This window comes from Flavobacteriaceae bacterium (assembly GCA_003443635.1).
Lineage (GTDB): Bacteria > Bacteroidota > Bacteroidia > Flavobacteriales > Flavobacteriaceae > AU392.
Genome location: CP031964.1, coordinates 1,747,324 through 1,767,552, shown reverse-complemented (window position 1 = coordinate 1,767,552; position 20,229 = coordinate 1,747,324). Strand labels below are relative to the sequence as shown.

Genomic DNA, 20,229 nt, shown 5'->3' with positions numbered 1-20,229 from the left:
AAGCCCTTAATTGGGCTTTACTTATTTATACAGTTTTATGTAAAGTGTTAGTTTGTTTCAGGTTAGCATTTTCATAGAGATCTTCAATAAAATAGATCAGTTCAGAACGTTCGTATTCTTTAGGGAAAGAACGTCCGTTTATTAAGATCTCAGGAGTGAAGTTGATGTTTTTGTCCTTACACCATTCACTAGCTAGTTTAAGCGTATTTAAATAAGGTGCTCTGTTATTAGTTTCTCCCCACTTATTAAACCACTGTTCAGACGTTAAGCCTCCATAGATGTCATGCATGGCCTCTAAACATTTTGCTTTGCTTTCAGTATGATACAACTCCAACAACCTGCTGGTAATATTAATTAAAGGCGTATTATCCTGGTGAGTACTAAAACGAATGTGTATCTGAACCTCTTCAGAATGTTTTTTTAATACCTGTTCTATTAAGGTATGTACAGGTTTACAATGCCCACAAAACGGACTTGTGATAAGTGTAATGTTTAAAGGTGCCTCAGGATTTCCGAAAACAACTTCAGACGCACCTGTAATAGTAGTATCTACAACTGTAGATTTATTTAATAAAGCCTCAAACAAGCTGTAATCTCTTTTAAACTTAAAATACTTGATCTTAGACTCTTTAAGTTCTTTGATGAGTTTAATATTAGGAGAGAGTATATTCCAGATGGTAAACACAGATAAGAAACTAAAGGAGCTCACCAGTAGAGCATTTAGAGTAATATTAGAAAGTACAATAGAATTATAATTAAGAGAAAGAATAAGAGCAGCCTGAATCCAAAGTACGGCGGTAACACTTAAACATAAGAAACACCATTGTTTGACTACTGCATATTGATAGTAAATAGAATACAATGTCACAGGAATGGCAATTAAACTAAAAATAAATACGATAGTTAAACTACTTGCAATAAGTGTTAATAGTAATGTAGATAGCAATAGACCAATAAAGTAAATCATACTAAAATCACTTAGCTTATACCTTCCAAATTGAGCTCCTTTAGAAGATAATACAGAATTACAACTGTTACCTGTATTAGTAGATTGAGAACAGAAGGCATCCCCTAAGAGAGATTGTTCACCCAGTTCTTGTTTTATAATAGCTCTACTTATATAGACACCTATGGCAGATAATAAAAAGTAGACAGCAGTACTTAAGCTGGAGCTCACTTTAATAAAAAGACCAGCTAAGAGCATTAGAGATAAAGAGATAAGAATAGTATTTACTTTAGAGGTGTCATTTTTTTTAAGTTCAATACCTTCTGTTTTTTCGACAGCGACGATGATGCCGGTAAATTTCTCTAGAAACTCACTAGAGGACACATTTTGTTTTTTCTTATCACCAGAGATGAGATTATAAACTTCATTATTGTTGTTCACAATAACAAAACTCATTCCGCTTTCATCTTTGATCTGAGCTAAGAAACAATTAGGGAGTTGCGATAGTGTTTCTTGATTGATGGGGACATCCAGAGCGATGTTATCGATATTAAAATGATCTAGGACTCCTGTTATGGAATGTAGACTTGGATAGGAAGGATGGCTTTCTATTTGAAAGGATAACTCTTCTTTATCACAAGAGATGGCATTGTTAAATAATAATAGTTCTACCTGAGTTGCTAAGGAATTGTTCACAGTAATCTACTCTTTAAATTCATGTTTTCAATAATTAGTTTAAATATTATATTAATTAAAAAATCATACAATAGAGGATTCATAAACGAAGTAAGTTATTTCATATTCGTTTTTATATTAAATGATTATCAAGCAGTTTTTAAATAATAAAAAACTCCTTATAGAATTAATTCTATAAGGAGTTTTAAAATTTTAATACTATTTCTATTTACTTAATTACTTAAAAAATCTGTGAAATCAATTTCAGAATATTCTTCATAATTACAATTACTAGATCTTAATGGCCTAGCTATTATAACATTACTATCATTTAACAAATTAAACGGTGATATTTGAACATCATCATTTATGCAATCTCTAGGATGAATATAAGCCGTATTTGAGTGAATTGCATTTAAAGGATGAGCAGATGAATAATTTTCTGCTATAGAAGCATTATATCCATGTGGTAAATAAAGCTCTATACAATTAATTACTGTTAAATAGTTAATAAAGTTCAAAAATTTTAACTCATTAGAACCTCCTCCTGGGCCTCCAGTAAGCACTGGGCCTCCTCTAGGTCTACCGCATTCATTTTGAGGGATTAAATATATATCGAATTGTTTCCTAAAAGCCTTTTTAAAAGCAGAATTATTATTGATTGATAAAAGTAAATCTCTCAAATTTATAGTATTAGAGTTTTGAATACTTAAAACATTAACAAACTCATTTTCAGCTAATCTATTAGAAACCAAAGTTTCTCCTACTAAAAATGCAGTCCACTGCATTTGATTCTCTAATTGTTCTGTTTTTCTATTTAAAAGATGGGGTTCATTTGATATTTCTGACAAACTAATTATCGCATTCTGATTTAATTCGTTACTAAAAATGTTTTCTTCAATTACTATATTATCATCCGTTTGACAGGAGAAACATAGATAAAGTAATGTTAAAATTTTACAGGTGTGTTTTTTCATAAATTTTCGATTTTTCATCATTTAAAAAACAATATAAAACTTAATTACAAAATATAATTAGTCATTTATATATACGATAGACTTTATTTCAAAAGCGTTATAATTAACTTCAAATACGTTAGTCAAAAACTTTTTTAAGAGTATAATCTTTTCTTCTACTAGAAACAGGTATTTTTATACCTTGACTTAATACAAGTATTCCATTTTTATTATATTTTAAAGCATATTTTTTATTAATTAAATATGATTGATGACAGCGTACAAAAACATCTTCAGAAAGGATTTCAAGGTTTTTTTTCATTGATTTTGACACTATTATTTTTTCTGATCGAATTGTATGAAAAGTTGTGTAGTTCCCTTCAGATTTACAATAAAGTATATCATCTTCATAAACAGCATAAACAGTATCAGCAGTCTTTAAAATGATACGACGCTTTTCAATACCCTTAAAATATTCATTAGAAACTTCTATTAATTTTTCAATCGGGTTTTCTGTAATTTTATTTTTGATAGCTTTTACTGTAGCTTCTTTAAACTCCTCTATATCAATAGGTTTTAAAATATAATCTAAAGCGCCGACTTTTATAGCTTTTATGGCATTATTATCAAAACCAGTTATAAATATTATATCAAATGCTTTTTTTGTTAACTGTGTTAAAATATCAAATGCAGTCCCGTCAGATAAATGCACATCTAAAAATAATAAGTCAGGGGCAAGTTTTTTAATTGAAGCTAAGCCTGATACCACACTATCAGCTTCTCCTATTATTTCAATTTCATTATTAAAATAAGTTGTTATTTTGTTTCTAATGTCATCTCGCATTTGAGATTCGTCATCTATAATTAAAGCTCTAACCATTCTCTGTTAATTTATAAGGGATAAAAAATTCCACTTTAACACCTGTTTCATTTACCGATATTTCTTTTTTGTTTATAACTGATATTCTTGATTGAGTCGTTTTAAAAATAAAATCTGAAATAAGTTTTGTAGACATCGATTCTTTATTTTTAGATTTAGATTTATTTATACCTATTCCATTATCATCAATGCTACAGCTTATAAATTTATTATTAAGAGATAGAGAAATATCTATTTTCCCTTCATAATGAATTCCTAAAAACCCATGTTCGATACTATTTTCTATAAAGGGTTGCATTATCATAGGTGGAATAAACAACAAATCTTCTTCATCTATATCATTTAAAGTGATATTATAAGTAAATCTTGAAGGAAAACTCATTAACTGTAAATCCATATACTTTTTGAGCAATTCTAACTCATCTTCTAATTGTACATAATTTTGTGTCGAATTTTCAAAAATAAGTCTTAATAATCTAGAGAACTTTAATAAATATGTTGAAGCTAACTCTTTGTTGTTTTTTATTTCATTTTGGATAGTTGACAATGCATTAAACGTAAAATGAGGATTCATTTGCGATCTTAATAAACGCTGTTGCATTTTAAGTTCTGCTTTTTCAAATCTAAATTTTCTTTGTCTAAAGAATAAATAACCGATAATAGAAAATAAGATAAATGAAATTATAAAAAACAATTGCCTAGATTCAAGTTTAATATTTTCTATCTCTATTGCTTGATTTTTTTTAGATAATAATTTTTCATTTTCATTAGCCGAATTAAGTGCATGTAATCGTTCTCCAATAAGTTTTTTATGAAATTCATTCTGAGTATTCAATAATTTATTATAGCTATTTAATACATTATCAACTCCTTTTCGTCCTAAATAATTAGAAATCATTTTTTTTTGATTTAAAAATGAAAGGTCATTAAAGTCGGTATTTATATTAACATGAACATCTGCCGAATCTATATATTTATCTGCAATTTTTAAATCTTTTAATTCAATATATGCCTCTCCTATATTAGTATAGCTTTGCAACATTTCTGTATCAAAATCGTTTACAATATTTTTATTCTTCTTTAAAAACGTTAAAGATTTTTTATAATTAGCAATAGCTTTTTCATAATTACTATCTTCATAGTTTAATATACCATATTGCCTATATAGCTGCCTTTTTACTTCATCATTATACTCGCTTAAGTTTGATATACTATCTAATATTTGGTAAGCTGTTTCTCTTTTATTTAGGTAATAATAATAAATATTCGCTCTAGATATTGCTGTAATACAAGCACTTTCAATATCAAAAGCTAAACTTGATGTTTTCTGTGCTAACTCATTGTTTAATAATGCAATATCATATTGCCTCAACTCTAAATAAGTTCTTTCAAGGATATTATACGCTCGTTTTAGTCCATCATAATCTTTTCTTGTCCCTACTAATTTTATATATTTATTGGCAACACTAATAGTATTTGTATAATTTTCTTTTTCAAAATCTAATTGCCATGTGTTCCAAAAATATGTCAGCTCCCTATCTCTAGTTATAGGTGTATTTATAACATCTATAGTTTTATGAAAATAATAAGAAGCCGAATCCAAATTCTTAACTTGCTTAAAGTAATATCCTTTCCTAAAAATGTTTTCAGTTTTTAAAGTATCTGGAATATTTTTGTTATTATTAATGATATCATCTACTTCTTTTAAATCGATTAATGTAGAGTCACTAATACTATCTTTAGCTTCTTTTTGTAATGTTATTATTCTTTGAATCTTTGCTTCTAAATCATTAGATGTATTAATTCTATTAGAGTTACAAGCATAAATAAATAAAAAGAATAATATATAAAGATGGTTATGCTTTATCATAAATAAATGGTTTTTTATATGCTAAAAATATATTATTTCAATCAATCTCATAAAAATGTTGTTATTAATAGATATAGTAAAAACAAGAGTTTTATTAAACTAAATTTCAATATTCACAAACTCTAAAGCTCTAGTTTCGTTATAATAAAACTCTCCTTTTTGATAAAACCCAACGTGTCCACCATATTTTGGTATTTCTAAATATAAATTCGAATTTGCTTTAACTTCAGCAATAGGAAAACATTCTGGAGATAAAAATGAGTCATTTTGAGCATTAATAATTAATGTAGGTATACTAATATATTTTAAAAACTGAAGGCTACTTGATTTTTCATAGTAATCTAGGGCATTTTTAAATCCGTTTGCTTTTGAAGTGTAAATATCATCAAAATCTTTAAGAGTCTTAATACGATTAATATCTTCTATAGTTACTTTTTCTGGAAACTGCTTTTGTTTTAATTTTAAATGCTGTTTCAAATGCTTTTTAAAACGATTTTTATATAACACATTTTTAAACCTATGTAGTTCCAGCATCGATCCATGTAAATGGCAAGGTGCAGAGATTGATATTGCTGATTTTATTTGATTTGGAATATTGTTAGTTTCTCCTAAATATTTTAATATTACATTACCGCCTAGGCTAAACCCCTTTAAATAAATCTCATTATATACTTTTGTATCTATTATATAATTAAGTATTACTTTTAAGTCTTCAGTTTCTCCAGAATGATATGATTTATATTTTAAATTCTCTTCTCCACTACACCCTCTAAAGTTTACACAAACAGCATCTATATTATTTTGGTTAAAAATTTTAGCAGTTCCTAACATGTATTGTCGTTGTGCATTACCCTCTAAACCATGTAAAACAACAATGAGTTTTTTTGTTTTAGTAGATGTATAACTCCAATCTAAATCTAAAAAGTCGCCATCAGGAAGTTTTAACCGTTCTCGCTCTTGTAATACATCTTTTACATTTCGTAATAAAGCAGAATAAATAGTAGAAAAATGTCCATTTTTAAACGGTAGCGGAGGATTATAAACCGATTTAATTATAGGCATTTTTAAATGTTATTTTTTTACAGTTAGTTGTAGTTTTTGTAGCTTTAAAACGATTATCTAATCGCCTCCCTATAATCCAAATAATATCTTCTTCAGAACATAACAACCATGTATTCTCTTTTTCAACAAGTGATAGTTTTTCGTCTTTAAAATATTTACTTAACTTCTTTTTTCCTTGCATTCCTGCTGGATAAAAATAATCTCCATCTTTCCATTGCCTTAATATTAATGGGTATTTAAACTTATCGGCGTCTAAATAAACTATATTATTAGAGTTTTTTTCTAAAACAGCATCTACATTATCAATAAATAAAATACCTAAAGGTGTCACTATTTCTTTTTCTTTTTCTTTAATATAGATGATTTGTTTTTCATTAATATCTTTCTTCGTCAAAATTAATACCTCTCGATCTTTAAGTAAACGATGTGTACTTGAATACACTTGTTTCCCAGATTGAGCTTGCAGTAGATGGTATATATCATTCCATTCAGTAAAATTAAAACCCTTTAGCAATTCATATAAATAAGCTTTAGAATGGTCTAATTTTTTTATTTTTTCAATATTAAAATGAATCTCTTTTTCTGAAATAACATCGATCACTTTATTTGAAATTGTATCTATTCTATCGTTTATAATTTCTAGTGAATCCTTTAAATGGTTTTGTGTCTTATTAAAACTTTCTAGAAGTTGAGGGTTAATTTCTTTTAAAACTGGAAGTACTTCATGACGTAGTTTATTTCTCAAATATTTAGTTGAAGAATTACTACTATCTTCTCTATAAGTCAATTTATTAAACTCTAAATACTTATTAATATCTTTTCTTGAAAACGGTAATAATGGCCTTACAATATTTTCATTAACTACAGGGATTCCAGTTAAACCTTCCAAACCAGTACCTCTAGACAAATTAATTAGAAATGTTTCTAGATTATCATCAGCATGGTGTGCAGTTAGTATATAGTCAAATTCTAATTGTTCTACCAAATCATTAAACCAATCGTATCGTAATTCGCGTGCTGCCATTTGTATCGACAACTTATTTTCTTTTGCATAAGTTATAGTATCAAAATTCTGTACAAAAACTTCTATTCCTATGTCCTCAGCAAATTCTATTACAAAACTCTCATCCTTATCGCTTTCATCTCCTCTAAGGTTAAAATTACAATGAGCTAAAACAATGTTTAACTTTAACTGATAGCATAAATGGGTTAGCATAACACTATCCATTCCTCCAGAAATAGCGATAAGAAGTTTGCTATCAGTTAAAAACGATAAGTTTTGATTAATATGATTTTTGAACTGATCTAACAAAATTATGAGTCACTTTTGTTTTTTAAATTACTAATTTACAATTTTGAGGATTGATTTTTGATATTTAAAAGTTTGATCTTCCAAAACTTCTCGCATCGCCTTTGCTTTTACTAAACATTCTTCATATTCTTTTAAAGGGTCACTTTTTGCAGTAATTGCTCCACCAACAGAATAAGACACATACTTTTTTGATTCATTATATAAAATGCTGCGAATAATAACATTAAAATCAAAATCATTGTTAGGCATAAAATAACCTACTGCTCCAGAATACAACCCACGTTTAGTTTCTTCTAATGCTTCAATAATACGCATTGCTGAAATTTTTGGAGCACCTGTCATACTTCCCATAGGAAAAGTTGTTTTAATAATGTCTACTGGATGTATTTTCTCATTCACTTTTGAAGTCACCGTAGAAATCATTTGATGTACTTGCTTAAAAGAATATACCTTGCATAATTCCTCAACAGTAACACTTCCTTTAATTGCAGTTTGTGACAAATCGTTTCTTACTAAATCTACAATCATTATATTTTCGCTACGTTCTTTAGTATCTTTTTTTAAATCTTCCTTTAGTTTATAATCTTCTTCAAAATTATTAGAACGTTTTGCTGTACCTTTTATAGGTTGTGATGTAACTTTTAAACCCTCTTTCTTAATATAACGTTCAGGTGAAGCAGACAATAAATATTTATCATCTAGTCTTAAAAAAGTAGCAAAAGGAGCTTGTGATATTTCATCTAATTTATTATAGATATTTAAAGGGCTAATCTCCGTGTTTTCAGCATAAAATTCCTGGCAAAAATTAGCTTCATAAATATCACCTCGATGTATATGTGCTAACACTTTGTTTACCTTATCGAAATATTCATCTTTATGAATACGTAGTTTTATTTTAATATCGTTCGTTGCAGTTTTTTGATATTGCTCGAAATGACATTTGTTTTTTATAATATTTAAGTCACTTTCAATATCATCTTCAATAGTTTTTAAATATTGAACTTCTACTTGATTTCCTTTTATTAAAAAGAGTTTTTGAGGTTGAAAAAAGTATAGCTCAGGAAAATTTAATCCATCAAAGTTATTAGATTCTAAATTCTCAACATCATTTTTCAAATCGTAAGTTAAATAGCCAAAGATCCAATCTTCTACTTCTGTTTGATATTTTTTTAGTTTATCAAAAGCATTGGTAACTTCCGATTTTAAAAACGTCTGTGCTCCAACTGCTAAAATTATATCGTAATTTGATTTACTCTTACTATAGTTATTAGAGTCTAACCAAACCACAGTTTTATACTGCTGCGCCCAAGCCAATAAGTTTTGACTGAACTCTTCAATATTTTCAAACGATATTATTTGTTTTGTTCGCAATAGAATTTAAGATTCTTTAAGCGTGTAAAGTTAATCAGATAAGAATAATAAACCACACATTATTAAAGAATACATTACCTTTGTTGCTTAAATTTTTGATGTGACTTTCCAAGACTTAAAATTAACCACGCCTTTATACAATGCTATTGATGATTTAGGGTTTATATACCCTACACCAATTCAAGAAAAATCCTTTAGTATTATTGGTTCTGGAAAAGATGTTGTAGGTATTGCGCAAACTGGAACAGGAAAAACATTTGCTTATACACTTCCTATTCTTAGGAACTTAGCATATTCTACTCAAGATAATCCTAGAGTTTTAGTGCTGGTTCCTACAAGAGAGCTTGTAGTGCAAGTGGTTGACGAAATCGAAAAATTATCTAAATATATTAATGTGCGTATCCTTGGAGTATATGGAGGCACTAATATTAATACTCAAAAACGTCAAATTGCAGAGGGAATTGATATTTTAGTAGCTACCCCTGGGCGTTTATATGATTTAGCAGTAAGTCGTGTATTGCAATTAAAATCTATTCAGAAATTAATTATTGACGAAGTTGATGTAATGCTCGATTTAGGATTTAGACATCAACTAGTTAATATTTTCGATATTTTACCGCAGCGCAGGCAGAATATTATGTTTTCTGCTACTATGACTAAAGATGTTGATGCAATTATTGATGAATTCTTTATTAGCCCAAAACGAGTTTCTGTAGCGGTTTCTGGTACGCCTTTAGAGAATATTTCTCAACAACGTTTTAATGCTCCTAATTTTTATACCAAAGTTAATTTACTAAATCATTTATTAAAAAATGAAGAGGTATACTCTAAGGTATTAATTTTTGTAGCATATAAGCGAATGGCAGATCGCTTGTTTGATCAGCTAGAAGAATTATTTCATGATGAGTGTTGCGTAATTCATTCTAACAAAACACAAAATTATAGGCTTCGCAGTATCAAACAATTTGAAGAAGGTGAAAACAGGATTTTAATTGCTACAGATGTAATGGCTCGCGGTTTAGATATCGATAATATTTCTCATGTTATTAATTTTGATACTCCTGATTATCCTGAAAATTACATTCATAGGATTGGTAGAACTGGACGTGCTGAAAAACAAGGGGTTTCTCTTGTTTTTTCTACTGAAAAAGAAAAAGAATATATTGAAAATATAGAAGCATTGATGCATATACATATTCCTGTATTAGATTTTCCTGAAACTGTAGAAGTTTCTAATGAGCTTATTGAAGAAGAGCGCCCTCAGCTAAAAGAACCTAATAATCCTCATAAAAGAAAAACAGACGAAAATGCTCCTGGCCCTGCATTTCATGAGAAATCAGAAAAGAATCAAAAAGAAAACCTTGGAGGCTCATATAAATTTAAGATTGCTCAAAAATATAAAAAACCTAAAACTAGAGGAGATAAAAACTATAACAGACGTAATAAGAGAAAATAACTAAATGTCAATAATCTTTTAGTCAAAATTTTAAAGGTAACTGTTTTTCAAAATCAGTATTATCAATTATATGACCATTAATTGTAGTCGTATCCCAATCTTGAGTGATTTTCCAAATATCATTTATTTTTTTTATTACAATATGAAATTGTCCATAACTGTTATTAGTTTGTCCATTTATCGTAGCTGCGATTCTGTAAAATCCAACTTCGTAAGAAGTATCTCCATTAGTAAAGCGGCTATCAAACCAAAAATCTAATTTAATAGAAACATTACCATCTTTTGATGCTTTAAAGCGTTCAACATTTAATGATTTGTATGCCTCTTTAGTATCAATTCCTTGAGGTGTTACTCTAAGTGTTTTCTCTGCATAAATCGCATTTAAGGCTTTAGCATCTAAAGTTTCAAATGCTTTTTGAAAAGGTTTCCAAACTGTTTGATCAATTTCATTTTGTATGGTTTTAATATCTGATTGAGCTACCATAATTAAATTTGAGCATAATAGTAACAAAGTAAATAGGTTTCTCATAACAATCTGTTTTTAATGTAATAAATATACTACTATCATTTTAAAACATAGTGATGTAGAGAAATGACAATTACATTTTTCGTATCTTTATTTTATTAAAAAACTATAAATCAATTAATTAAGATCATGAAACAGTTATCATTACTTTTTTATGCCCTATTATTATTAACAACTTCCTGCAAAAAAAATAATACTACAGAAAATTATATTATTACCAAATCCCCTCCTCAATCAAAATACAGTTGTACACCACGTATAACAGATGTAGATTGGTATAAAAAAGACAACATTGCTCCTCTTTTTGATGGATTAGACGTTTTAAAATATCCTATTTCCACAAAAAATAAGTTAGCACAACGCTATTTTAACCAAGGTTTAGTTCTTGCTTATGGTTTTAATCATGCAGAAGCTGCACGTTCTTTTTTTTATGCCACAAAACTCGACCCCAATTGTGCTATGGCATTTTGGGGTTATGCTTATGTACTAGGTCCTAATTATAACGCAGGAATGGAAGATGATCATTATGAACGTGCCTATAATGCCATTCAACAAGCTGTAAAACTTTCTAAAAATGCTACAGAAAAAGAACAAGGTTTAATACAAGCAATGGCTAAGCGTTATGCGATATCACCTCCTGAAGATCGTTCGTATTTAGATATTGCATATTCTGAAGCTTTAAAAGATTTATTAGATAAATTTCCAGATGATTTAGATATAGCTACGATGTATGCAGAATCTGTTATGAATTTACACCCATGGGACCTCAATGAAAAAGATGGCACTGAAAAAGCATGGACCAAACCAATTGTTTCTGTTTTAGAAACTATTATAGAAAAATCACCCAAACATCCTGGTGCTAATCATTTTTATATTCATGCAGTAGAAGCTTCAGATACACCAGAACGTGCATATCATTCTGCAAAAATATTTGATGATGGTGCAGTACCTGGCGCTGGGCATTTGGTACATATGCCATCTCATGTTTATATCAGAACTGGAGATTACCATAAAGGCACTATTGCAAATATTAATGCCGTAAAAGCAGATAGTACTTATGTCACGATATGCCATGCACAAGGTGCATACCCTTTAGCCTACTATCCTCATAATTATCATTTTATGGCAGCTACTGCTGCTTTAGAAGGCAATAGTCATTGGGCAATGATAGGAGCTAATAAAGTTTCTGAACATGTTCACCCAGATATTATGGCTGAACCTGGTTGGGGAACTTTACAGCATTACTATGTAATACCCTATTACTCTATGGTAAAATTTGGTAAATGGAATCTTATTTTAGAACGAGAAGAATCTAGTTCTCTTAAATATCCTTTAGCAATACAACATTACGCTAAAGGCATGGCTTATGCCAATATCAATAATTTGGAGAAAGCCAAAATGGAGTTATCTGCATTAAAAAGCTATGCTAAAGATGAAAGTTTAAATGAAATTACTATTTGGGATATTAATTCGGTAGGAACATTAATACAAATTGCTAGTCGTGTTTTAGAAGCCGAATTATTAGCAATAGCTGGTGATTTTGAAAAAAGTAGTGTTCTATTAAAAGAAGCTGTTATTATAGAAGATAGCTTAAATTATAATGAACCTCCTGATTGGTTTTTTTCTATCAGACATCATTTAGGAGATATACAAATTAAAGCTGGTAACTATCATGATGCAATTGATACTTATAACGAAGATTTAAAACGACTTCCTAAAAATGGTTGGGCATACCATGGATTAAAACTCGCCTACGAAAAATTAGATGACATTGAAAATATAACTAAAATGGAACGCCTAATTAAAGAAAATTGGACAACTGCAGATATTGAATTGTATGGGTCTAAGGTTAAATAATTTTAATCACCAGCAATAGGAGATCCAAAAATCCCAACGCCAAGTTCTACCCATAATAACAACAGTAAAATAACTATTATAAAAATGATAATCTTTTTACGATTAATCCATTTTTTCATTGCATCAAATTTATAATTAAATAACTAATTTATTTAATAAAAACCTTATCTAACTCCTTACTTTAAACGTATAAGTAGAAATTAAATCGTCTCCAATAAAAAAATGAACATCATAAAGTCCTTTTTTATCAAATTGATACTCTAAAGTTAGAATATTATTATCACTAAGAGTTATCTTAGGTTTTACAGTTTTGCCCTCAAAACCATTATCAATTATTAAACCCACTTCACTTATATTTACTGGTGCTATTAATTGATATTCAAATATAACCTTCTCTTTTTTAAGAATCTCATTATATAATTTCTGAGGTGTATTATGATATAATATTTTTTTATAGGCAGCACCATAAATAACTGGGTTTTCTAAAAACTCTTCAAATAAAGGAGCTTTATTTTCATTTAAAAGCATCCATTTTTTATCAATAGGATAATGATTTTTAACAAAAAGTTTAGGGTGTGTTAAAAAGTAACCATCATTATACTCAAACTTGAATTTACCATTATCTGCATTTATAAGCCCACTAGCCCAAGTTGGATCACTGAGATACCACTTTCCTTCTAATTTAACAGCATTCCAAGAATGATTTGGAGTATCAAACCTCTCGATATCTGTAGCACTTACTCTCCCAAAACCATTTACAATCTGACAGTTTAAATTAGCTAGTTTAGAAAGCTCCCTTACCATATAAGCATATCCTGTACAAATGGTTTTTTGTTGTTTCAGGAGCTTTTTAAACAGTTTTTTTCTAAACTTTTCATTCCAATATTCGAGCTTAAGGCTATCTTCTTTATAACGTAGTGTTTTAGCTTTATGTTTTAAAAAGAAATTATAGTCATTAGCAATATTAGCAGTTACCCACATATAAATAGCTCTAAACTTTTCTACATCAGTATCTAAATCTGATGTTAGTTTATATGCTAATTTCGGTAAATCTTTAAGGTTTTCTTTTCTAAATGTCAGTGCTTTAGTATCTGCTTTATGAAAATCAATATGATTAAAATCAGATATCTGAGCTTGTAATTGAATGACAAAAACAAAGAATCCAATAAATATTATTAATTTCATTAAGAATATTATAGTGATTTACGCTTTGTTTTATAAGGCTTGTTTGTTTGTAACGATTCGAAGATATTTATATCTTCCTCTTCCATAGTCATTTTTATAAATGATGTATTCTCTTTAATTGTCACTTCTTTAGTCTTATATCCAATATAACTAAACATCAAAATATCTCCCGAATTAAGATTTCTAGGAAAGGTAAACTCTCCTTTACTATTAGATGACGTACCAATAGTTGTTCCCTTTAATAAGATGGTAACTCCAGGTAACGGTCCTTCTTTATCACTTACAATACCTTTAATTTGAACATATTCTTTAACGGTTTCTATTATAGGGTTTTCTAAACCTGTAACGATTATTGATTCATCAGATATACTTTGAGCGAGAATAGAGTTCGATAAAGTCATCATAAATACAAAGCTCATTACAATTAATGAGTTAAAATGAGTAGATTTAACACATCTTGCCTTTTTTAAATCTAAATAGTTTTGTGGTAATTTTTGTGTTTTCATAATATAAAGTTTTATCAAACTTAATACGCTTATCTGCAGATATAAAATGCTATTGAGTTAACTAAACTACTAACTTAGTGAAAATACTTTTTGAATGAGTTAAATTTTATAAGAAAATTTATATATCAAATAAATTTTAATATGAATCGTCAAATCAAACACAAAAAAGCATCTACTTTAGGAGTAAATGCTTTGTGTTTATTCAGAATAACAGATTATAGCAAACTCAATACAGGTTTTGACTAAAAGCTAAGGCAAGTGTCAAGGAATTCTTTTCGATCAAAACCATTCATTGTCGCAATTCTTCCATCCATTTTAAAATGAGAATAGCTATTCTAACAAGTACAAACGAAGCTAGCCCAAAAGTGATGGTCAATAAAGAGACTTTAAGTCCTGCCGAAAACAAATCTGGCCTTACATTACCAACAGCTTCAACCACATCAAATAATTGTATTAAACCAGTAACAGATCCCAAACAGCCTATTACTAACCCTAGTAAACCTGTATCTGCTGCTAATCTTATCATTTTTTTTGATCGAATACTATCATTTTTTCGTTTTATAAATGCTTTTACAATAAAAAATAACGATAGTAACAAGCATATTAAAATAAAATACATCATTGGACCACCTTCTCTAAAGCGATCTGCAAATGGATTGGATACTAATAGTTTTGATATTGACATTAACTGTAATAATATGTTCATGATTGATGATTTTTAATTAAACTTATTGCAAACATAGTTTAGAGTTTTTCTAAAAAAATTAAAATGCGATGAATAACAGGTTTAACCTCAAAAACAACATCAATGTCAAAACCAGAGCTAAAATTGTTATTCGTCTACAAAACTTCTGCCTCAATCAAAAATAAACTATTATTGTAAGGATATATTATTAAAATGCTTTCAAGACAATTCATATTCAAAAAATTAAAACAAATACTGTTACATGCATTTTTTTGGTTTAGTGTTCTTTTATTTTACACCTATGTTTTTGGAATTGATAATAAAATTTATAGCAATGTTTTTTATTTTTCATTGTTTTTAATGCCAGTTACCATAGCAACAACCTATGTGGTTATTTACAAGTTAATTCCTGAGTATCTAATTACAAAGCGTTATCTTTTATTTAGTCTTTACAGCTTATATACATTAATTGTTTCTGTATTTGCTATCTCGTTTTCTATTTTTTTCAGCTTAACATATTTATCAAATTTTAAGTTTGAAGATATGATTCCTATAAGTAGAAATGGGCTTTTTATTGTTACTTGTATTTATTTGGTTGTAATAGTAGTAAGTGCCTTTAAACTCTTAAAAATTAATTTAAAACATACTGAAAAAGCCAAGCAATTAGAAACTAAAATATTAGAAACACAGCTTAAATTAAAAGAGAATGAGTTGAATTATCTTAAAATGCAAATTCATCCACATTTCTTGTTCAACACCTTAAATACTATATATGGCTTTGCTTTAAAGAAAGCTGATGAAACACCAGAAATGATATTAAAACTATCTAATTTATTAGATTACCTACTCTATCAAATCAATAAACCTTTTGTAAATCTAGTAGACGAGGTTAATCATATAAAAGATTATATCTCATTAGAAGAACTTCGTTTTAACGATCGCTTAAATGTAAACTTGTTAGAGGATTATCAATCCCATCACAATAAAATAACACCAATGGTATTATTGCCTTTTGTTGAAAATAGTTTTAAACATGGGTGGATTGAAAATGGAGAACTTCAAATCAATATTAGTATTTCATGTGATGCGAACCATATTCATTTCAATATTAAAAACAAAACAGAGTCTACCAAAAGTAAGCATCAAGGCATTGGGTTAGATAATATAAAAAAACGTTTAGAAATCCTTTATAAAAACAACTATCAATTAAATATCTACACTAAAAATACTATGTTTGAAGTAGATTTAATTTTAAATTCTAATACCAATGTCTAAAACCATTTCTTGTATTGTTGTAGACGATGAAGCTGTTGCAAGAGATGTTATAACTACACATTTATCTAAAATTGAACATATAAATGTTGTAGCAGTGTGTAAGAGTGCAATGGAAGCCTTTAATAACATTAGCACGCAAACGATTGATCTCATTTTTTTAGATATTAATATGCCTGATATTTCAGGTATTTCTTTCGCAAAATCTATTAATAGTGAAATCAAAATTATTTTTACAACAGCTTACCGCGATTATGCTGTAGATGGTTTTGAATTACAAGCGGTAGATTATTTACTTAAACCTATTTCGTTTGAACGTTTACTAAAAGCTGTAAATACTTATTTTAATGTGTATACTCCTACTCCAACGAAAGCGTTAGTAGAATCGGAGGCAATCGATTTTATGTTTGTTCGTTCTGATCGAAAAATGATTAAAATTGATTTTAACAATATTATTTATATTGAAAGTTATAGTGATTATATCAAGATACATCTAACAGAACAAGTTATTGTCACTCGTGAAACCATTAGTGTTATTGAAGCCAAACTTCCTAAACAACAGCTCATACGTATACACCGTTCTTATATTATTGCTATTAACCGTATTTCATCTTTTACTAACGAGCATATTACTATTAACAACAAAGCATTACCTATAAGTCGAAGTTATAAAAAAGAAGTGTTGCAGGTTTTGGAGCGTTATCAATGACACATCACAAAATGATATCGAAGTATAATTATAACAAGTTTAGAAGATTTGGTATAATTTAGCAATGAAAACAAATTTGTTTTCGTTGATTCTTAGATGTTATAGGAAATGGATAGCATTTAAGGGTTTTTAGATGAAACTGATTATTACTAAAAAAGATAATGTAAATTATGATACAACGTATATGGCACGGTTATACAGCTCCTGAAAATGCCGAAGCTTACGAGACACTATTAAAAGAGGATATTATGCCAGGCATCGCTAACAAACAGATACCTGGTTACCTTGGTATGCAAATACTTCGCAGAGTTTCTGAAGAGAATCAAGGAGAAATAGAGTTTATTACGATTATGAACTTTTCCAAGCTAGAGGATATTAAAGGATTTGTTGGTAAAAATTATGCGATGGCTAATTTACCAGAAAAAGCTGTTAAACTCATGAAACGCTATGATACACAATCACAACATTATGATATACGAGATCAACAGGAATATTAGCAGGTAAAGCCAAACTTCCTAAACAACAGCTCATACGCATACACCGTTCTTATATTATTGCTATCTCGTAAATACAATCGTTTAATAACGAACATATTACTGTTAATAAGAAATCTTTATCTATTAGTAGAAGTTATTAGGCAGGTTACAAAAATTTTGAAATGTTACACTTATCGTTCTCGGCTATGAGTAGTTGCTTAAAGTACTAAGTTAGCAAAAAGGCACAGGGTGAGTAATATTCGGAGAATATTCCGATTGGTACTTACCAACCTCAAGCAACTACTTATAGCCATTGTTGTAAAACGTTTTTATTTATTCATTTGTTTTTCAAATTCACTCAATATATAATCAGTATCATTTTCGGATAACTCATTAATTTCAACATTACTCTTTACTTCATTTTTCGGCATCATAGTTCTCATAAGAATAATTTTAAAAACGTCCTTTCTTTCTTCAACTTTGCTATACTGCTTTTCATTCAGAACGTTCTCAAATGTTCCTTTCATTTTTAGCCAAAGATTAATTTCTCTATCAATATTAAGGTCTCGTTTAAAATTTGTAACTGTTTCCTCTAAACTTATTGGATAAACTTCCTCAAAAGTCTTGTGAATCGATTTAATTTTTGTCAGTTGGTCTTCAGATAAATCTTCATGTTGAATCGGTCCAGGTATTAATTCGTTTGGGTCAATAGTAATCGTTTCACTTTCTTGTTTTTTGGTCTTATTTGTACAAGAAAATATTAATAAAGAAACTCCGATTACAGCAATTATTGTTAATGTTATTTTCATTCAGTTTAAATGTTTTACAACGTTATGATATGAATTCGTTTTAATGATTTATATCTATGTGATAAGCGAAGTTATAATTTTAAATATTCGAAGTCAATACTTTATAAAAACTAACATTAAAAGTTATAAACAAAGAAAGCATCTACTTAAAGTAAATGCTTTTAGATTTTTTATAAAGATTGCTTTGTTCAGGATGATCTCTAAACAATTTAAAGAAACCGAAACAAAGTTCAGTTTAAATATGTAAAGCTCTATCGTCAGTTGCTGCTAAAGCAGCTTCTTTAATCGCTTCTGTAAATGTTGGATGTGCATGAGACATACGTGAAATGTCTTCAGCAGAAGCTCTATATTCCATTGCTACAACAGCTTCTGCAATCATATCTGCTGCACGAGCACCAACCATATGTACCCCTAAAATTTCATCAGTAGTTGCATCAGCCAAGATTTTCACAAACCCATCAATATCCATACTAGCACGACTCCTTCCTAAAGCACGCATTGGGAATTGACCAGTTTTATACGATACTCCTGCTTCTTTAAGTTCTTCTTCTGTTTTACCCACTGCAGCAACTTCAGGCCAAGTATAAACTACTCCTGGAATTAAATTGTAATCAATATGAGGTTTTTGTCCTGCTAAAGTTTCAGCTACAAATACACCTTCTTCTTCTGCTTTATGTGCTAACATAGCTCCTTTAACTACGTCTCCAATTGCATATATGTTAGGTGCAGATGTTTGTAAATGTGCATTCACTTCTACTCTACCTCTATCATCTAATTTTATTCCTGCTGCATCAGCATTTAATCCATTGGTGTAAGGAGCACGTCCTACAGACACTAAGCAATAATCTCCTTTAAATTCTACTTCTTCTCCTTTTTTATTATTGGCTTTAACAATAACTTCATCTCCTATACGCTCAACAGAAGTTACTTGATGAGACGCATTGATTTTAAATTTTTGTTTCTTTAATACTTTATTAAGCTCTTTAGAAATCCCAGCATCCATTGTAGGAACAATACGATTTGCATATTCTACAACTGTTACCTCTGCTCCTAAACGTTTATATACCTGACCTAGTTCTAAACCAATAACACCTCCACCAATAACAATTAAATGCTTAGGGATTTCTTTAAGTTTTAAAGCTTCAGTAGATGTAATAACACGTTCTTTATCTAAAGTAATAAATGGTAAGCTTGAAGGCTTACTTCCCGTAGCAATAATTGTATTTGCTGCTTCTATTTTGGTTGTCTCTTCACCAGAAACAGTTATATGTGTAGCATTTTTAAAACTCCCTAAACCTTGATATACATCAATATTATTCTTCTTCATTAAGAAATCGATACCACCAGTAGTCTGATCTACTACTGCTTGTTTACGGGCAATCATTTTTTCTAAATTCACTTTTATTTCCCCAGGGATTTCTATCCCGTGCTCTTCAAAATGTTTTATAGCATCTTCATAATGATGAGACGAATCTAAAAGTGCTTTACTCGGGATACACCCAACATTTAAACATGTACCTCCAAGTGTTGTATATTTTTCAATAATTGCTGTTTTCATACCTAGCTGTGCACAACGAATTGCTGCCACATAACCTCCAGGTCCAGAACCGATAACGGCTACATCATATTTACTCATAAAATGATTGTTCTTTGGTGATAATTATTTCGCAAAAGTA

At 29.1% G+C, this 20,229-nt stretch carries 19 protein-coding genes; 6 read left to right on the top strand and 13 right to left on the bottom strand.

Annotation, left to right across the window (positions count from 1 at the left end; translation table 11 throughout):
• Positions 1-25: 25 nt before the first annotated feature.
• The 7 genes from D1817_08060 to pabB form a co-directional block, all read right to left on the bottom strand.
• A complete protein-coding gene (locus D1817_08060; protein ID AXT19835.1) occupies positions 26-1,642 on the bottom strand; it encodes a hypothetical protein in 1,617 nt (538 codons plus the stop codon).
• Between the two features lie 212 nt (positions 1,643-1,854).
• Entirely contained in the window at positions 1,855-2,616 is a 762-nt protein-coding gene (locus D1817_08055; protein ID AXT19834.1) for a hypothetical protein, read from the bottom strand.
• 100 nt (positions 2,617-2,716) lie between these two features.
• Complete coding sequence (locus D1817_08050) at positions 2,717-3,457, bottom strand: DNA-binding response regulator (protein ID AXT19833.1); 741 nt, start codon at positions 3,455-3,457, stop codon at positions 2,717-2,719.
• A complete protein-coding gene (locus D1817_08045) occupies positions 3,450-5,327 on the bottom strand; it encodes a hypothetical protein (GenBank protein AXT19832.1) in 1,878 nt (625 codons plus the stop codon). The genes D1817_08050 and D1817_08045 overlap by 8 nt, the downstream gene beginning before the upstream one ends.
• 99 nt (positions 5,328-5,426) lie before the next feature.
• Positions 5,427-6,389 carry an alpha/beta fold hydrolase gene (locus tag D1817_08040; protein ID AXT19831.1) on the bottom strand — a complete coding sequence of 321 codons (963 nt, stop codon included), beginning with the start codon at positions 6,387-6,389 and terminating at the stop codon, positions 5,427-5,429.
• Positions 6,376-7,701: a tRNA lysidine(34) synthetase TilS gene (gene tilS / locus D1817_08035; protein ID AXT19830.1), complete on the bottom strand. Its 1,326-nt coding sequence runs from the start codon at positions 7,699-7,701 to the stop codon at positions 6,376-6,378. The genes D1817_08040 and tilS overlap by 14 nt, the downstream gene beginning before the upstream one ends.
• A 30-nt stretch (positions 7,702-7,731) precedes the next feature.
• Positions 7,732-9,072, bottom strand: a complete 1,341-nt coding sequence (gene pabB, locus D1817_08030; protein AXT19829.1) for an aminodeoxychorismate synthase component I — start codon at positions 9,070-9,072, stop codon at positions 7,732-7,734.
• Between the two features lie 100 nt (positions 9,073-9,172).
• Here pabB and D1817_08025 point away from each other — a divergent pair, with 100 nt between their 5' ends.
• A complete protein-coding gene (locus D1817_08025; GenBank protein AXT19828.1) occupies positions 9,173-10,528 on the top strand; it encodes a DEAD/DEAH box helicase in 1,356 nt (451 codons plus the stop codon).
• Between the two features lie 22 nt (positions 10,529-10,550).
• Here the strand turns inward: D1817_08025 and D1817_08020 are convergent, their stop codons facing one another.
• Positions 10,551-11,057, bottom strand: a complete 507-nt coding sequence (locus D1817_08020; protein AXT19827.1) for a nuclear transport factor 2 family protein — start codon at positions 11,055-11,057, stop codon at positions 10,551-10,553.
• 126 nt (positions 11,058-11,183) lie between these two features.
• On the opposite strand from D1817_08020, the gene D1817_08015 reads away from it, so the two are divergent.
• A complete protein-coding gene (locus D1817_08015; GenBank protein AXT19826.1) occupies positions 11,184-12,911 on the top strand; it encodes a hypothetical protein in 1,728 nt (575 codons plus the stop codon).
• Between the two features lie 168 nt (positions 12,912-13,079).
• On the opposite strand, the gene D1817_08010 is transcribed toward D1817_08015, so the two are convergent.
• From D1817_08010 to D1817_08000, 3 genes are all read right to left on the bottom strand, one after another.
• The gene (locus D1817_08010) at positions 13,080-14,096 is read right to left on the bottom strand and encodes a hypothetical protein (protein ID AXT19825.1); all 1,017 of its coding nucleotides are present in this window, start codon (positions 14,094-14,096) and stop codon (positions 13,080-13,082) included.
• Between the two features lie 8 nt (positions 14,097-14,104).
• A complete protein-coding gene (locus D1817_08005) occupies positions 14,105-14,602 on the bottom strand; it encodes a hypothetical protein (GenBank protein ID AXT19824.1) in 498 nt (165 codons plus the stop codon).
• A 289-nt stretch (positions 14,603-14,891) separates the two neighbouring features.
• Positions 14,892-15,287, bottom strand: a complete 396-nt coding sequence (locus tag D1817_08000; protein ID AXT21246.1) for a hypothetical protein — start codon at positions 15,285-15,287, stop codon at positions 14,892-14,894.
• A 213-nt stretch (positions 15,288-15,500) separates the two neighbouring features.
• Here D1817_08000 and D1817_07995 point away from each other — a divergent pair, with 213 nt between their 5' ends.
• The 3 genes from D1817_07995 (at position 15,501) to D1817_07985 (ending at position 17,765) form a co-directional block, all read left to right on the top strand.
• The gene (locus D1817_07995) at positions 15,501-16,562 is read left to right on the top strand and encodes a histidine kinase (GenBank protein AXT19823.1); all 1,062 of its coding nucleotides are present in this window, start codon (positions 15,501-15,503) and stop codon (positions 16,560-16,562) included.
• On the top strand, positions 16,555-17,268 hold the full coding sequence (locus D1817_07990; protein ID AXT19822.1) for a DNA-binding response regulator: 714 nt from the start codon (positions 16,555-16,557) through the stop codon (positions 17,266-17,268). The genes D1817_07995 and D1817_07990 overlap by 8 nt, the downstream gene beginning before the upstream one ends.
• Before the next feature lie 170 nt (positions 17,269-17,438).
• A complete protein-coding gene (locus tag D1817_07985) occupies positions 17,439-17,765 on the top strand; it encodes an antibiotic biosynthesis monooxygenase (GenBank protein AXT19821.1) in 327 nt (108 codons plus the stop codon).
• Between the two features lie 308 nt (positions 17,766-18,073).
• Here D1817_07985 and D1817_07980 read toward each other — a convergent pair whose 3' ends face one another.
• The gene (locus D1817_07980; protein AXT19820.1) at positions 18,074-18,553 is read right to left on the bottom strand and encodes a hypothetical protein; all 480 of its coding nucleotides are present in this window, start codon (positions 18,551-18,553) and stop codon (positions 18,074-18,076) included.
• 43 nt (positions 18,554-18,596) lie between these two features.
• Here D1817_07980 and D1817_07975 point away from each other — a divergent pair, with 43 nt between their 5' ends.
• Positions 18,597-18,800, top strand: coding sequence for a hypothetical protein (locus D1817_07975; GenBank protein AXT19819.1), 204 nt, complete (start codon positions 18,597-18,599; stop codon positions 18,798-18,800).
• On the opposite strand, the gene lpdA is transcribed toward D1817_07975, so the two are convergent.
• The gene (lpdA, locus tag D1817_07970; protein AXT19818.1) at positions 18,789-20,189 is read right to left on the bottom strand and encodes a dihydrolipoyl dehydrogenase; all 1,401 of its coding nucleotides are present in this window, start codon (positions 20,187-20,189) and stop codon (positions 18,789-18,791) included. The genes D1817_07975 and lpdA overlap by 12 nt on opposite strands.
• Positions 20,190-20,229 lie beyond the last annotated feature (40 nt).

Excerpts from the sequence above, each read along its gene's own strand:
- D1817_07975 (AXT19819.1), top strand. The coding sequence starts at position 18,597 with ATGATTTATATCTATGTGATAAGCGAAGTTATAATTTTAAATATTCGA.
- D1817_08020 (AXT19827.1), bottom strand. The coding sequence starts at position 11,057 with ATGAGAAACCTATTTACTTTGTTACTATTATGCTCAAATTTAATTATG.
- D1817_08045 (AXT19832.1), bottom strand. The coding sequence starts at position 5,327 with ATGATAAAGCATAACCATCTTTATATATTATTCTTTTTATTTATTTAT.
- lpdA (AXT19818.1), bottom strand. The coding sequence starts at position 20,189 with ATGAGTAAATATGATGTAGCCGTTATCGGTTCTGGACCTGGAGGTTAT.
- D1817_08040 (AXT19831.1), bottom strand. The coding sequence starts at position 6,389 with ATGCCTATAATTAAATCGGTTTATAATCCTCCGCTACCGTTTAAAAAT.
- D1817_08010 (AXT19825.1), bottom strand. The coding sequence starts at position 14,096 with ATGAAATTAATAATATTTATTGGATTCTTTGTTTTTGTCATTCAATTA.
- D1817_07980 (AXT19820.1), bottom strand. The coding sequence starts at position 18,553 with ATGAAAATAACATTAACAATAATTGCTGTAATCGGAGTTTCTTTATTA.
- D1817_08015 (AXT19826.1), top strand. The coding sequence starts at position 11,184 with ATGAAACAGTTATCATTACTTTTTTATGCCCTATTATTATTAACAACT.
- D1817_07985 (AXT19821.1), top strand. The coding sequence starts at position 17,439 with ATGATACAACGTATATGGCACGGTTATACAGCTCCTGAAAATGCCGAA.
- D1817_08000 (AXT21246.1), bottom strand. The coding sequence starts at position 15,287 with ATGTCAATATCAAAACTATTAGTATCCAATCCATTTGCAGATCGCTTT.
- D1817_08005 (AXT19824.1), bottom strand. The coding sequence starts at position 14,602 with ATGAAAACACAAAAATTACCACAAAACTATTTAGATTTAAAAAAGGCA.
- D1817_08050 (AXT19833.1), bottom strand. The coding sequence starts at position 3,457 with ATGGTTAGAGCTTTAATTATAGATGACGAATCTCAAATGCGAGATGAC.
- D1817_07990 (AXT19822.1), top strand. The coding sequence starts at position 16,555 with ATGTCTAAAACCATTTCTTGTATTGTTGTAGACGATGAAGCTGTTGCA.
- D1817_07995 (AXT19823.1), top strand. The coding sequence starts at position 15,501 with ATGCTTTCAAGACAATTCATATTCAAAAAATTAAAACAAATACTGTTA.
- D1817_08055 (AXT19834.1), bottom strand. The coding sequence starts at position 2,616 with ATGAAAAATCGAAAATTTATGAAAAAACACACCTGTAAAATTTTAACA.